The sequence below is a fragment of the Chryseobacterium jejuense genome (genome assembly GCF_900100075.1).
GTDB classification, from domain to species: domain Bacteria; phylum Bacteroidota; class Bacteroidia; order Flavobacteriales; family Weeksellaceae; genus Chryseobacterium; species Chryseobacterium jejuense.
In genome coordinates, this window is the sequence record NZ_FNEG01000003.1 from 598,774 (window position 1) to 614,173 (window position 15,400).

The 15,400-nt window shown below is 36.2% G+C and carries 13 protein-coding genes; 3 read left to right on the plus strand and 10 right to left on the minus strand.

The genetic code is table 11. The annotated features are described in order from the left end of the window. Positions 1–249 precede the first annotated feature (249 nt). Positions 250–1,056 carry an AraC family transcriptional regulator gene (locus BLS98_RS11845; protein ID WP_089736710.1) on the minus strand — a complete coding sequence of 269 codons (807 nt, stop codon included), beginning with the start codon at positions 1,054–1,056 and terminating at the stop codon, positions 250–252. 71 nt (positions 1,057–1,127) lie between these two features. On the opposite strand from BLS98_RS11845, the gene BLS98_RS11850 reads away from it, so the two are divergent. After that, positions 1,128–2,333 carry a CynX/NimT family MFS transporter gene (locus BLS98_RS11850; RefSeq protein ID WP_228425158.1) on the plus strand — a complete coding sequence of 402 codons (1,206 nt, stop codon included), beginning with the start codon at positions 1,128–1,130 and terminating at the stop codon, positions 2,331–2,333. A 92-nt stretch (positions 2,334–2,425) separates the two neighbouring features. On the opposite strand, the gene BLS98_RS11855 is transcribed toward BLS98_RS11850, so the two are convergent. Further along, complete coding sequence (locus BLS98_RS11855; RefSeq protein ID WP_089736712.1) at positions 2,426–3,190, minus strand: MBL fold metallo-hydrolase; 765 nt, start codon at positions 3,188–3,190, stop codon at positions 2,426–2,428. Between the two features lie 121 nt (positions 3,191–3,311). On the opposite strand from BLS98_RS11855, the gene BLS98_RS11860 reads away from it, so the two are divergent. Then, entirely contained in the window at positions 3,312–3,602 is a 291-nt protein-coding gene (locus BLS98_RS11860) for a winged helix-turn-helix transcriptional regulator (RefSeq protein ID WP_228425156.1), read from the plus strand. A gap of 85 nt (positions 3,603–3,687) precedes the next feature. On the opposite strand, the gene bioA is transcribed toward BLS98_RS11860, so the two are convergent. The 5 genes from bioA to BLS98_RS11885 form a co-directional block, all read right to left on the minus strand. Further along, complete coding sequence (bioA, locus tag BLS98_RS11865) at positions 3,688–4,977, minus strand: adenosylmethionine--8-amino-7-oxononanoate transaminase (protein ID WP_089736714.1); 1,290 nt, start codon at positions 4,975–4,977, stop codon at positions 3,688–3,690. 346 nt (positions 4,978–5,323) lie between these two features. Further along, on the minus strand, positions 5,324–6,307 hold the full coding sequence (gene bioB, locus BLS98_RS11870) for a biotin synthase BioB (RefSeq protein ID WP_089736715.1): 984 nt from the start codon (positions 6,305–6,307) through the stop codon (positions 5,324–5,326). Between the two features lie 2 nt (positions 6,308–6,309). Next, complete coding sequence (gene bioD, locus BLS98_RS11875) at positions 6,310–6,921, minus strand: dethiobiotin synthase (RefSeq protein WP_089736716.1); 612 nt, start codon at positions 6,919–6,921, stop codon at positions 6,310–6,312. A gap of 37 nt (positions 6,922–6,958) precedes the next feature. Further along, entirely contained in the window at positions 6,959–8,068 is a 1,110-nt protein-coding gene (locus BLS98_RS11880; protein WP_089736717.1) for an aminotransferase class I/II-fold pyridoxal phosphate-dependent enzyme, read from the minus strand. Beyond that, positions 8,061–8,684, minus strand: coding sequence for a hypothetical protein (locus tag BLS98_RS11885; RefSeq protein WP_089736718.1), 624 nt, complete (start codon positions 8,682–8,684; stop codon positions 8,061–8,063). Before BLS98_RS11885 ends, BLS98_RS11880 begins: the two co-directional genes overlap by 8 nt. Before the next feature lie 66 nt (positions 8,685–8,750). Here BLS98_RS11885 and BLS98_RS11890 point away from each other — a divergent pair, with 66 nt between their 5' ends. Continuing rightward, a complete protein-coding gene (locus BLS98_RS11890) occupies positions 8,751–10,238 on the plus strand; it encodes an aminotransferase-like domain-containing protein (protein WP_089736719.1) in 1,488 nt (495 codons plus the stop codon). A 135-nt stretch (positions 10,239–10,373) separates the two neighbouring features. Here the strand turns inward: BLS98_RS11890 and BLS98_RS11895 are convergent, their stop codons facing one another. From BLS98_RS11895 to BLS98_RS11905, 3 genes are all read right to left on the minus strand, one after another. Next, positions 10,374–11,549 carry a PepSY-associated TM helix domain-containing protein gene (locus BLS98_RS11895; RefSeq protein ID WP_089736720.1) on the minus strand — a complete coding sequence of 392 codons (1,176 nt, stop codon included), beginning with the start codon at positions 11,547–11,549 and terminating at the stop codon, positions 10,374–10,376. Positions 11,550–11,551: 2 nt separating this feature from the next. Beyond that, a complete protein-coding gene (locus tag BLS98_RS11900; RefSeq protein ID WP_089736721.1) occupies positions 11,552–13,984 on the minus strand; it encodes a TonB-dependent receptor in 2,433 nt (810 codons plus the stop codon). Between the two features lie 493 nt (positions 13,985–14,477). Further along, a complete protein-coding gene (locus BLS98_RS11905) occupies positions 14,478–15,287 on the minus strand; it encodes an alpha/beta hydrolase (RefSeq protein WP_089736722.1) in 810 nt (269 codons plus the stop codon). Positions 15,288–15,400 lie beyond the last annotated feature (113 nt).

Below are 15,400 nucleotides of genomic sequence, written 5' to 3' on the forward strand. Positions count from 1 at the left end.
ATATTTTTTAAGAAAAATACGCTTGTAATGCGTTGCATAATATAAATTTTGCTTATATTTGTGAATCGAAATAATTTTTTTTCATCATTTGTGTTTTTTTAAGGTCTCCTCTCTGGAGGCCTTTTTTGCGTTTATAAGTGTCATAATTGATTATTTTTTGATTATATGATAAATAATCAAAAAGGGAATTATTTATTTAAATAGAATTGAAAAATGCTTTTATATAGCTATTTTTGGTGTTTTTAATTATTAATAAGTCCCATTTGCCATACCTAAGTTAATGTTTTTCATAAAATCTGTAGGCCTGAACTGCATAACAGACTGAAAACTCCTGGTATAAGCCTGTACGCTCTTATACCCTACTTCATAAGCTGTTTCTGAAATTGTCAGGCTTCCTGAACTCAAAAGTTCAAGGCTTTTAATGATCCGGAGCATCTGCTGATACTTGCTTAATGTAAGACCTGTTTCCTTCTTGAATATCCGCTCCAGACTTCGGGAAGAAAGCAGAGCGAGTTCACCAAGTCCTTCAATTTTCACTTCTGTATTATAATGATGGTGAAGATATTCAATAACTTTTTCCAGTCGTTTATCTTTTGGAAGACAGATATGAAGTTTAAGAGAGTGCTCCACAAAATGAGGAAGTTCATTAAAAAGGGCTTTTAAAAATACCGTTTCACTGGAATCCTTTTTCATCAATTTTGACCATTTTTCGGCGTATTTTATCATTTCCCTTAATACAGGAGGAACAGAAAATACATTCACCTCATCGTAAAAAGAATCTTTTTGATCTGTATCTGCAAACATAATCATCAGCTTGATCTTTTCAGAGTGGGAATTCGTTTTATGTATGGCGCGTGAAGGGATCCAGGCGGCGTGATTTTGGGGAAGAAGATAGATCTTTTCTTCAATGGTGATATACTGGAATCCGCTTTCTACGTAAACCAATTGGCCTTTTTCATGCTGATGGAGAACGTTATCATGAATCCAGTTTTCTTCAAACCATACAAAATAAGGTTTAGTAAGCTCATCTATTTTGATACTATCGTTCGCATTCATGTCGTTTCAGGTTAAAACTTTGGCAAAATTAAACAAAATTACTATGTTAATTTTGTACAAAAGTTTTTACTATGATGAAGAACGAAGTAAGAAAGAATGCTTCTTATGTTTTAATGATTCTAAATGTGCTGGTGGTGATATTGATTTCCAGTAATCTCCGCTCACCTATTGTTGCTGTTTCTCCTGTATTGGGAGACGTAAGAGATGCTCTGAAGCTGGATAATTTTCAGGTGAGTCTTTTGACCTCTATCCCACTTTTTATGTTTGCAGTCTGTTCCGTTTTGGTCAGCAGATTTTCCAATAAGTTCGGAATCAGTAAGCTGCTGATGTATTCTTTAATTATTTTAAGTTTTGGATTATTCCTGAGGATTTCAGGTTCTCTTTGGCTGTTGTTTGCAGGCTCGGTATTTATTGGTTTGGGAATTTGTATTGGAAATGTAGTAACTCCCGGATATGTTAAGAATAACTTTCCAAAACAGATTGGTCTGATGACAGGAATCTTTGCTGTTTCTATGAACCTTACAGCTGCTCTGGCTTCCGGTTTCAGTGTAAGGATTGGAGAATGGACGGGATTCGGATGGCGTGGTTCGCTTGGGATTTGGCTGGTTATTGCTGCCTTGGGATTTGTAGTCCTGATTTTGGAAATGTTGTTTAATAAGAAAAATTCGGATCAACCTAAAACGGCTTTGGGAACTTCCGATTTTAATATGTTTAAATCTTCTCAGGCATGGAACATCAGTATTTTTATGGGATTACAGTCTTTGTTTTATTACTGTATGGTGGCTTGGCTGCCTTCATTCCTTGCCGATTATAATATGGCTGGTGAAAGTTCGGGATGGGTGCTTTTTGTGATTCAGATTACGATGATTCCAATAACATTCTGCTGTCCTATTATTGCCAGTAAAATGAAAGACCAAAGAATTCTGATCCTTTTTATCTGTGCTCTGATGTTTGGAAGCACTATGATGTTTGTCTTCCTGAAATCTCAATGGATTTATGTGAATGCTGTCATAATAGGGATTTCTAATGGTTTGTCTTTCAGTTTATCCATTCTGTTTTTCTCTACAAGAACAAAAAGTAGTATCAATGCTGTGAAGATTTCCGGAATGGCGCAGTCTGTAGGATATCTGATTGCTGCATTTGGACCGCCGGTATTTGGAAAGCTGCATGATTGGGATATTTCATGGAATGCTTCATTTTACTTTCTGAGTATTGCCGTATTGATAATGCTCTATTTCGGATTGAAGGCTGCAAGAAACAAACATGTAGAAGATTAACGATACTTCGTTTTAATTTTAAATACAATGAGGCTTTTCTATGTGAAAGGCCTCATTTTTTATTGAAATAGAGAATTTTTAAAGGGTATATTTTAGTTGAAATTTATTTCTTCCCCATCTTTTGGAATGAAACACTGATTTTCATATCCTTTTTCGTTGATCTTTTTCTGGATAAATATCCTATCTTCCTTGCAGTGGCTTACAGCTTCTAAATGGGTTACCCAAATTTTTGCATAAGGAGCATATTCACAGACTTTAATAATGTCCTCACTTGTCATAATAATGGGATCTCCAATAGAAAATGTTGCAGCTCCACCGGCAACAATAATATGCTGTGGCTGATGGGTATTGATTTCCTCTTCAAGGCCCTTATACCAAATACTGTCTCCCACGATATAGATGGATTGATTATCTTTTTTAAAAACAAATCCATTAACTGTTCCCATTTTGTCTCCAATTTCTCCTGTTCCATGTTGTCCTTCTGTTATTGAAATATCAATATCATTCCAAAGCAGATGGTCTTCAATTACGATAACATTCTGAAAACCCTGTTTCTGAATCTGATCTGAAATGATAGAAGGACAAAGAATGGTTGTCTTTTTATCAATAAGTTCTATGGCAACAGCATCCCAATGATCAGGATGCAAATGGGTAATGGCTACTGCATCTATGGTTTCCAGTTTTTTCATTAATTCATCCTGAGTAAAAGGTAAATCTACCAAAGGATTGAGTAATTCATTATCTGTCATTGGAAATTGGCCCAGAGATCCCTTTTTTCCAAGCATAGGATCAATTAAAATAGAGATCCCATCAATGTTTAATAGCAATGTTGCATTGCGCCATAATTGTAATTTCATTTGCTTAAGTTTGTAGGGCAAATCTATTGGTTAACTCAAATAAAACAATCGAAGGTTACCAAAAGGTTATCTATTTACATCTAAGTAACCTATGAATTTTGAAGAGTTTAAAAATTGTGGTTTGAGAAAGAGTCTGGATATTCTTTCAGGAAAGTGGAAACCATTAATCCTGCATAATCTTTTTGATGAAGATCAGGTGCGTTTTGTAGAGTTATGGCGTAATATGCCAAGAGTTTCTAAAAAAGTGCTTGCAGAACAGTTAAAACAACTGGAGGATGATCATATTATTCAACGGATTGAGGTCTATAATTTTCCTCCGGAAGTATATTATAAACTTACAGAGAAAGGACAGAAGCTGGGGCCAATTCTTTCTAAGCTTCATGCATGGGGAAATGAGCTCAACTCTTATTAGAAAAGATGACCTTTTTTTCATAGAATGATAGAGCCTTATAGATTTGAAGGTCTATAAGGCTGATGTTTTTTGAATAAGAAATATCCTAATCTTGAAACTGATCCATAACTTCCAGAATATTCTGATATACAATATTCAATTCTTCAGAAGATATACAATAAGGAGGTACAAGATAAAGAACGTTTCCTAGAGGCCGCATAATGATTCCTCTCTGTAAAAACTCATTATAAAGCCTTTTCCCAATTTCATTAAAATAAGAAGTTCCTTGCCCTGTTTTAAAATCAAAAGCCAGAATAGTTCCGATTTGTCGGGCATTTTCAACCTGTGGATGTGAAGCCAGTACTTTGATAAAGTCTGAATGCTGCTGAGAAATACGTTGGATGCTCATTTGGGTTTCTTTTTGGAGTAATAATTCCATGCTGGCCAATGCCGCGGTACAAGCTAACGGATTAGCCGTAAAAGAATGTCCATGGAATAAGGTTTTATATTTATCATCAGACCAGAAAGCATCATAAATTGTTTTGGAACATGTTGTAATTCCCATGGGCATGGTTCCGCCTGTCAATCCTTTTGAAAAACACATGATGTCCGGCTGTTCGGTAAGATAATGGGCAGCAAAGAGTTTTCCGGTTCTTCCGAATCCTGTAAAAACCTCATCCTGAATCATCAGAATTCCCTGCTCCCTGCAAAACTTCATCAGGTTATTCAGATCTTCGGCTTGGTACATTAACATTCCTGCAGCTCCCTGAACTAATGGCTCATAAATGAAACAAGCCACCTCATCAGCAATATCTTTAATCTGAGATTGTAAGTCTTGTAGGTTTTCAGCATTGGGAGTATCAATGAAAACAACTTCAAAGAGTCTGCTTTCAAAGGGCTTGGTCCAATAGCTTTTCCCGCTTACAGACATTGCTCCAAAAGTGTCACCGTGGTATGCATTTTTAAAAGCAAGGATTTTCGTTTTTTCTTTTCCCTGATTGTGTGCATACTGAATACACATTTTTAAAGCTACTTCCACTGCTGTAGAACCGTTATCAGAATAAAAAACCTTGGTCTGATTATCAGGTAAAAGTTTTAGAAGATTCTCTGAAAGCTGTGTTGCTGGTTCATGGGTAAACCCAGCAAAAATAACCTGTTCCAGGGTGTTGAGTTGCTCAAAGATACGTTGAGCGATATAAGGATGTGAATGTCCATGAAGGGTTACCCACCACGAGGAAACTACATCCATGTATTTTTTGCCTTCTTGGTCGTAAAGATAAAGTCCCTTTCCTTTAATGATAGGAATGATTTCATCAGCCGTTTTCATCTGGGTGTAAGGATGCCAGTTGACGGCCTTATCTCTTTGTTGAAGGCTGGTTGGTGTTATTGTATCCATTATTGATATAAAATGTATTGATGACTTTTGAAGTCAGGGTGGAGTTTTTGTTTTTTAATGCAATGGCCGCTAAAGGTTTCACAATGATGTTGTATGACTTTTAAGATCACAAAGACATTTCACTCAGCTAAGGTTTGATGGTTTATATACATTTTATTGTACTTTCTCTTCTGAATGCAATGCCCTTGCGAACAAAAAATATGCAGTTTCGTTATGCTTCCTGCGATCTTTAGCATTTAAATGATCTACAAATCAAAGGCTGAGATATTTAGTAAGCAACTCTTGAATAAATATCAAAATGCTCTGTATTAAAATCCAGAAACTCATAATTATGATTTATAATTGGTTAACAACAGGTTTCTTTTTTCATCATCGGTTTTAATCCAAGAGTCTGCAGCATTTGCATATCTTCAGAAACACCAGGATTAGGCGTTACCAGCAATGTTTCTCTTTCTCCCGTGAAAATAGAGTTAGCACCAGCCATAAAACACCATGCCTGTTCAGTTTCCGTCATTTCGATACGCCCTGCGCTCAATCTTACCATAGAAGAAGGCATTACGATTCTTGCGGTGGCAATCATTCTTACCATTTCCCAGGTATCTACTTTCTCGTTATCTTCCAGTGGAGTTCCTTCTACCCTTGCCAATGCATTGATAGGAACAGATTCCGGATGTTTAGGCATGGTAGCTAGCGTTAACAACATAGAAATTCTGTCTCTATGCGTTTCTCCCAGACCAATAATTCCACCTGAACACACTGTAATCCCTGCTTTTCGAACATTATTAATCGTATTAATTCTATTGTCAAATGTTCTGGTAGAAATGATTTCTTCGTAGTATTGTTCCGAAGTGTCAAGGTTATGATTGTAAGCATATAATCCAGCTTCCTGAAGCCTTATAGCCTGTTCTTCGGTAAGCATTCCTAGCGTACAGCATACTTCCAAACCTAGATCATTCACTCCTTTTACCATATCGATAACCCTGTCAAAATCACGGTTGTTACGAACTTCACGCCATGCGGCAGCCATACAGAAGCGGGATGAGCCGCTGTCTTTAGCTTTTTGAGCATGAGCAATTACGGTTTCAGTAGGCAATAGAGCCTGTACTTTGATATTGGTATGATAACGTGCCGCTTGTCCGCAGTATGAGCAGTCTTCAGGGCAGCCTCCGGTTTTGATGGATAATAAAGTAGAGATCTGTACTTCAGATGGATCGTGCCATTCGCGGTGTACCGTTGCAGCTTTATAAATAAGCTCCATAAGCGGTAAGTGATAAATTTCCTCTATTTCTTCTTTCGTCCAGTTGTTTCTGATTGTTGTTGTTCTATCCATTATCATAGTTTTGTTATTTTTAATTGTTTTGCAATAGCGGTGATATGTTCTTTATCCGAACTTTCTATTTCAGGTATTTTGATAATTTTTGTTTCTTTTGTAATGAAGTTTGAAATAACTCTTTCGGTATCTTCGGGAAAATTTCCGTTGAAAATCAGGTATTCCAGCGTGATATTTTTTTGTTGTAAAGCCATGATCGATAATAAAGTATGATTGATACAGCCTAAATAGTTTCTTACAACAAGAGCTGTGGAAAGTTTCAGTTTTTCAATCAGATCAATCATAAAAGTGTCATCAGAAAGCGGAACCATGAGGCCGCCGGCTCCTTCTACAATCAAAGCATTTTGAGTTTCCGGAAGTTGAAAATCATCAAGGTTGATCTGTCTGTTTTCCGCTCTTGCAGACTGATGTGGTGAGGCAGCCAGTTTGAGACGGTATGTTTCTGGATGACACAGTGTATCATCAGTCCAGGCTTTGATTTTATGGCTATCTGTGTAATGTAAATCTCCTGATTGTACAGGTTTCCAGTAATCAGCTTTGAAATATTGTACTAAAATAGCGGAACATACTGTTTTCCCGATTTCAGTTCCTATTCCTGTTATAAATAGTTTCATTTGAAGTATTGAGTTACGTGATGTGTGGTGTTTTTTCTTAAATAAAGTCTATAATAGCTTCTGTAAGCCTTGTAATCTCCGTTTCCGTATTAAAGCTGTGAAGACATATCCGGAGTCTTTCGGTACCTTCTTTTACGGTTGGGCTGTAGATGGCATAAGTTAAAAACCCTTCTTTTGATAATGTTTCCTGTAAAGATTTCAATTTCTGATTGTCAGGAATAATAATAGACTGAACAGGACTTGTTTCTGAAGATGGAGACTCTAATCCATGGCTTCTGAATATTTTTATGTTTTCCTGAAGCAGTATGGAAAACTCTTTATGATATTCCAGAAAATCGTAGCCTGTTTTGATACTCATCCATTGAAAATCCTGTGCGGAAGTCGTGTAAATAAATGGAGATGCAAAATTGATCAGATAAGATTTTACAGTATCATTACAAAGTATTGCAGCGCCATGAGCGCCCAAAGCTTTACCGTAAGTGATTACATTGGCGGTCACCCGATCCTGTAAACCGTATTGATCTACCAAACCATTTCCAAAAACTCCGAATGCATGGGCTTCATCAACAATTAGGGCTGCTTCATATTTCTTTGCCAGTTCAGCAATTTCACAAATCGGGGCAAGATCTCCTTCCATAGAATAAAGACTTTCTATAGCGATATAGCAATGTCCTGTCTGTCTTTCTAAGATGCTTTCCAAATGCTGGATATCATTGTGCTTGAACTTTAATTTTCGGGCATTCGACATTGTACAGGCATCATGTACCGAACGGTGTATTTGCTCATCTACAATAATCGTATCATGACGGTCCGGAAGTGTGGAAAACAAAGCTAAATTGGCATTATAACCTGATGGGAATAATAAAGCAGAAGAAAACTGATGCTTCTCCGCAATAAAATTTTCTGTAAAAGCTACTACTTTGCTGTTTCCACTAATCAATCGGGAACCTGTGCTTCCTGAAAGCAATTGAGGATTCTTATTGATCTTTTCCAGCAATATATTTTGAAATTCTTTGCTTCTTGCTAATCCCAGATAATCATTGGAATAGAAATCAACACCTTCAACCTTTTGCTTTAAAGTTCGTAATGTCCCTGCCTGCTCTCTTTTGCAGAGTGCTTCCTGAAAACGATTGAGGTTTTTAAGCATAATTCAGTTGAGACACTTCTTCCGTAATCGCATTGATCCATTGCTGGTGCAGCTCTTTTTCAATCTCTAAGATCTTATCTGCATGCAGCTGCCAGTCTTCAGAAAATTCATTAAGTTGATTAATCATCTCTTCCAGATGTCCTTCTTCTTCCAGAATAATAGATTTTACCATGATTTTAGATGATTCTTTTGTAAGGATCTCTTGGTAAACAGGATAAAGTTCATCTGCGCGGACTTCAATGGCGTAGGTTACAAAAAGGTAGGCTGCATATTTAAGGTCTTCTTTTGTAAGCTGAAAAGCCTTCTGAAGATATCTGCAGGCTTTAATATCCAATGAATGCAGATATTGTCTGGTTGCAACAGGAGCAAGCAATTCTCTGCTTTCATATGTTTTACACAGTTCCGGATCTATTTTTCCGATTTGTTTTTTGAGATAATAAGCATGACGATGCTCTTCGGCAGCATGTTTAAGCTGGATTTGAGTAACCAGAATAGGATGTTCACACTTTGATATTTTTCTGGCACCGGCATTTTCCATAAAAGAAAGGGTGTTCAGCCATTTGGCATGAGTACTGCCATCCTGTACTATTCTTTCAAGCAGATGATGAAATTCCATAGATTTTTATTTTGATGTCAAAAGTAGTATATTGCCGGATGGTTATATGGTGCCAGTTTTTATATTATGGATAGTCCGGTTAAGATTCCTTATGAAAGTTTTATTAAAATAGATAGAAAATCAGAAACATCTATTTATTTGCAAATAGCCAATCAATTGGTGAATGCCATTCAAAGAGGTTTTCTACCGTTTGGAACGAAACTTCCGGGAACCAGAGCTTTCAGCGAGATCCTGGATGTACATAGAAACACAGCCGTGGCAGTGTATGATGAACTGTCTGCGCAGGGTTGGGTGGAAAGTTTCCCCAACAAAGGAACTTTTGTCATTGGAAAAGACCAGGAAAAACCTGTTAGAGTAAAAGATTTTGAAGAGAATAACCTTCAGAACTATCCAAAAATCACCGGATTCACTTTTAAAACCTCCAATATTTTAGATAATCCTTTTGAACATTCGGATTGTGAGTATGTCTTTAATGATGGGGTGCCGGATATCAGGCTTACTCAGATTGGGCAGCATTCCAGATATTACAGTTCTATTCTTAAGAGAAAATCTACTCAGAAAGGTCTTGGACATTATAATCATGACGGAAGTGAATTTTTTAAGGAACATTTGTCCCGGTATCTCAATTTATCCCGTGGATTGCCAATCTCCAAGAACAATCTTCTGATTACAAGAAGTACAGAAATGAGTATTTATATTGTTTCTGAAATTCTACTGTCAGCAGGTGATACTGTTTTGGTGGGTGATTTGAGTTATTTTTCCGTTAATATGATCTTTCAAAAAGCTGGTGTAAACATTGTTACCCTTCCGATTGATGAGGACGGAATCATCGTAGAAAGTGTTCGGGAGGCATGCAAAAAACAGAAAATAAGAATGCTCTATCTTACTCCGCACCATCACTACCCTACAACCGTAGCTTTAAGTGCACAGCGGCGATTTGAATTACTGGAACTGGCTAATGAATATGGATTTGTGATTCTTGAAGACGACTATGATTATGAATTCCATTATGATAAAAGTCCAATTCTGCCTTTGGCAAGTGCAGATACCAGCGGAATGGTTATTTATATCGGATCTTTCGGGAAATCATTAGCTCCGGGCTTCAGAACCGGATTTATCGTAGCTCCTGAAAACTTAATGGTAGAGATGAGGAAACACCTTGGAATTATTGATCGTCAGGGTGATATTCTGATGGAAAGAACATTGGGCGAAATGATTGAAGAAGGAGAAATTAACCGCTATCTGAAAAAATCTTTAAAAGTTTATCAGGAAAGACGGGATCATTTCAGTGCTTTGCTTCGGGACAATCTTGGAGATGTGATCACTTTTGAAAAACCTTCCGGAGGTCTTGCCATCTGGATGGAATGGAATATTCCCATTAATCTGATGCAGCTGAGCCGGAAATGTGCTCAGGACAATCTCTTTATTCCTAAAACCCTGCTCTATCAGAATAAAAATCTTACTGCGATGAGACTTGGATTTGGAGATTTGGGCTTCGATGAAATGGAAAAAAGTATTGAAATTCTTTCCCAGAATATTTTACATTTTAGATGAAAAATAATATAAAAGAGGCTGTCTTAAAGTAAAGAATAGACTTTTATCATTCTGAGAGCAACGAAGAATCTCTACAATTAAAATTCCTCATTATATTTCATTCAAAATGACACTTTTGACAGCCTCAATAAATAGTTATCCTTTTCTGATGGGATGTTTTTTCTTGGGTTTCTTCTTTTTCCGGTTGAAATAAATGATGAATCCTGTAATGGGAAGTGAGGTGGCAATAATCCCGGCTAGCAAATAAATAATTCGCCCGAAGACTCCGAAAATACTTCCGGTATGAAGGTCATAATTTCTTTCTCTTAAAGCAGTACCATACCCTATCTTTTCATCTTTATAGAATTGATGTTTTAAGATTTTCCCAGAATATTGGTCAAAATTATATTGTTCATTCTGATATTGCTTATTTCCGTACGTCAGTTCTGCATAGTAGGTACCTTCCTCAGATCTTGGAAAATTAATCATTGCTTCTTTTTTATTAACCAGGTCTTTTTCTACCTTTTCACCAATGCTGTTCAAAACAAAATCATGTTTTGTAAATTCTTCAGACGGTAGGCTGCTTTTGGCTTTCTGTTCAGTAGGAGCCTTCCCATTCAATGTATTTTTTACCCATTTATCTATATTTTCAAAATTCCATATCAAAGCAGAATAAGAAATAAGAATTAAAGGAATGATGGCATAAAATCCTAAGACATTGTGAAGGTCATAATTAACCCTTTTCCAGCTGGCTGAAATTTTAATAAAAAACATTCCTTTCAGCATGTTTTTACTCATCTTTTTAGGATACCAAATGATTAATCCTGACAAAAGAATAATAGCCAACATCAGGGTTGAGTATCCTGTAATGGTTTTTCCTATTTTTTCTCCTAATAAAAGTCTTTTGTGAAGATCCAGTACAATTTCAAAAAAATCATGTTTGGCATCTTCCACTTCCTGAACTTTTCCAGTGTAAGGATCAATATAAACCCTGTAATAGTAAAGATAAGTTCCCCAATAAGTTAATGCATCATTATCCATTTTAAGCGTTCGGAATACATACGTCCGGGATGGGTCAGAAGATATTTGAACTCTTTTAATTTTCAATTCTTCGGGAAGTGCTTTTTCAGCCTGTAAAGAAAGTTCAGAAAGAGGTAATTTTTTTGTTCCAATCATTTCTGTAAAATATCTGTCAGGATGTATGAAGTTCTTTAATTCTTCTTCAAAAGCAAGAATACATCCGGTAGAAGCCATAATCACAACTACAAGCCCGGATGTTAATCCGAGCCATAGATGTAATTGAAGGGCAGCTTTTCTAAAAGTAAGCTTCATGATTAAAATTTAAGGCTTACCTCAGCCACAAAATTTCGAGGCATTTGAGCCACAATTACTCCCTGTCCTGCAAAATATTGTACGTTACCCAGGTTATTCATTTTAAATCCTATTCTGTATCTTTCTTTCTCAAGAGAAATAGAGGCATTAATAAGGGTATAAGCCGGGAAAGTAAACTTCCCTGTTGTTTTTTTATTTTCACTGAGCTGGTGACCAACACGGTTAACTCCAAAGCCCAAACCTAATCCCTGTAAACTACCGGATTGAAGAGTGTAGCTTACCCAGGAATTAAAGACACTGGCTGGTCCGGCAGAACCTGGACGACGGCCATCAAGTTCCGGATCTTCTGTTATAGATTTACTGTCATTGTAGGTATAGCCGGTTATAATATTTAATCCCTGTAGAGGATTGGCAATGATTTCTACTTCAATTCCTTTGCTTCTTTGCTCTCCGTCCTGAATGGTTACTCTATATTTTTCCCCATCTCGGCTTACATCAATATCTCTTGTCATATTATCAACCAGTATATCATAATATCCAACTGTAAAATTCAAACGGTTTTTCCAAAGATTTCCTTTAAATCCAACTTCCCATTGATTGGCCTTTTGCGGCTTCATATCTCCACTATAATCAGCAAGTGGCTGAGTAACGGGAGGAGTATAACTGAAACCATTCATATAGTTACCATAAACAGATAAACGATCTTTAAATATCTGATAAACAACACCCACTTTAGGAGATAATGCTGTTTGCGTAAAATCCCCTGAACGCTGGTTATTATTGAGATTCAATTGCCCCTTACTCTCATAGTGGTCTAAGCGTAAGCTTAATAAAGTGATTAATCTGTCTGTGATGTAAAGCGCATCAGAAAGATAGGCTCCATAGATATTACTTGATATTGTATTTCTTATAAGTGGAGCTTTTGAAGCCTGCATTGAAGTCTGTATTTTTTGCAATGCGAGATCTTTTGAAATATAGCCATACGTGCCTCCAAAAGCCTGCCCATTGACATCATCATATTTAACAATTGGTGAATGATTATTGTTCAGAGATTGGTTTAAATAATCTAAGCCGATAAGAACCTTATTTTTGATTTTTCCAATTTTGAATTGTCCATTGAAGTTCTGTTGTACACTTGTAGAAGCTGCTTCAGAATTCTGTGCCTGTACATTACGTTCAAGCATGGCATCGGTGTCTTTTGCTCTGATAAACTGATATTGGTACAAACCTTCCGTTTTTCTATAGTTTCTTGAAATAAGGGTCTGAGAAGTCCAGTTATCGGAGATTTTATAATTAACTTCAGCTTTTACATTGGTAGATGGAGCCTTTAATGTCATGTCATTATTGGAGTATGATCTTTTCCAATCAAAGCCCATTTCATCAGGAGTATGAGCCAGAAATGCACGCCCTCTTGGTAGGAAGATAATAGGAGTATTGGTTCCTTCATAATTATAAATCTGGGCACCAAGGCTGAATTTCAGTTTATCATTTACCTGATAGCTTAGTGACGGTGAAACAAAAAATGACTTTCTGAATTCTGAATCCCTAAATCCATTTTGATATTGATAAGCAGCATTTACACGGAATAAAGTCTTTCGGGAATCTGTAACAGGCCCATAAACATCCACTGTTGCACGGTTTAGATTGTAGCTTCCCAACATATAAGAAATTTCACCCCCAAAATAATCTTTAGGTTTTTTGGTGACAATATTTACAAGACCCCCAAAAGAAGTAACAGCGCCTCCATACAATGTTCCTGATGGACCTTTAATCACTTCAAGACGTTCAATATCTGAAGGGTCAATTTCCCCATTGGTAGTAGCTGGAACTCCGTCTACCATTGATATCTTTGTAGGAAATCCTCTAAGACTGTAGTAGAAGCTTCCATCTCCTGAGCCTCTACCTGGACTTCCCTGCATTTTTACCATTCCGGGAACATTTTTAAGGACTTCTGAAACATCATAGGTAAGCTGCTCCTTCAGGATTTGTTGATTGATGCTTGTATAAGCTTGTGGATTTTCCAGATTCCTCAATGGCATTTTTGAAACGGAGATACTGTCTTTATCCAAAAATTTATTTCTGCTGAAGGCATACACTGTAATTCCTTCAATAGCATTGCTTTGTGTAGGGGAAAAAATGGTAGGAATTTCATAAACATCCTTCTCAATCCGGATTTTTTCCTGCATAAGCTCAATATCATTTAAAACAACCTGAAGAGTGTATTCGCCAGGAGCTACATTTTCAAAGTAAAAATCGCCTTGATTATTGGTTTTTGCCTGATAAGATGTATCAACAAGCCTTAAAATTGCATTTTTTATAGGAAGTTTTTCAGAAGCCAGGATTTTTCCATGGATGCGTTCACTTTGTTGGGCCGAAAAAGTGGCCGAAAATAGAGTAAGTGTTAAAAGGAATATAGAGGTTTTAAGTATTTTCATGTTATGGTTTTTGTTGCAGTATATTGTTTTTCATTAGTTTGAATTGTAATTTCATAAAGCTCTTCTGTAGTGTTTAAGTTTTAAAATTTCCCATGTATCATTTCTTAGAATTATCAAAAATTGAGTTACATAAAACAGAGGAATAATCTTACCTGTTGCTTTATGTGGAAGAATAATGGAGTTATTCATATAAGTTTTTAAAGGAGTTCAGGCTGGATAAATGAAGCTAACTTTTCGTTTATTGAATTGATGTTGAAGAAAATCAATGACTTGAAGTAGGTTTTTGTAAGAAAAGTTTTCATTAGTTTTTTATTTATTCTTATTTGGAATAATTAAAAACAAAGATAAAAATAAATAACAATAACTCTAATTTTTTATTTAAAATATCTGCAGTTTCGGAAATTTTGAAAATTCTAAGACTGTTTGACAAAAAAAATCCTTTTTAAGTAGGCTCTTAAAAAGGATTTTAGGGTAAGGTTTGTTATAGTTTATACTATTTGAAATACTTGTCAAATAAGGTTAGCTGTTCAGACAATGAGCGGCTCCAATATTGAGTATCGTGAGCTCCTAATGATTCTGTATACAAATGCTGAATCTTCTGTTCAGTTAGTTTAGCATGGAATTTTCTGTTCTGCCCTATCATTTGAATATCCTCTGTTCCACAATCGAAAATGTAGCGTTGCCCGGCTGTAGCCATTAATTTAATCTTGCTGTCTGTAAGAAAATTAGTGTTTAGAGATTCAAAAGGGCCTAATACTTTACTAACCATATATTTATTGTATCCCTCTCCGAATACAGTAAAATCTAAAGCTCCACACGAGCTTCCTACAATCCCGAAAGTTTTGTTATAGGTAACTCCAATGTTGGTTGCTCCATAACCACCCATACTCCATCCCAGAATTCCACGGAATTTCTTTTCAGCTTTTACCGGATAGTTCTTATCAATAAAATCAACAAGTTCTTTCCCAATAAAGGTTTGGTACTGAGAATCTTTAACAATTGGGCTATCTACATACCACGAACTGTAATTTCCATCAGGTAACACATAAATGGTTTTGTACTGCTGAGCTTTCTGAACCAGATCAGGAATATCCTCCTTTACAGTTCTGTCCGGATTACCGCTGAAACCATGAAGAATATATACAGATGGATAGGTTGTATTGGGTTGTACATTGGGAGTGATGATAATAGTTTTGATCTTTTTGTTCATCTTAGGACTGAAAACTTCCTGATGAATGATCTTCTGTGCTGAAAACTGTGCGAAGGCAGTAAGAACAACAGCAATGTTGATTAACTTGTTCATGCTTTTAAAATTTAATTAATGATGGATAGATCATGAATGTACCTCTTATATAAATTTAAGATCTTTTATTTACATAATCAAAGGTTCATGATCTTATGACAGAACAAATTTGC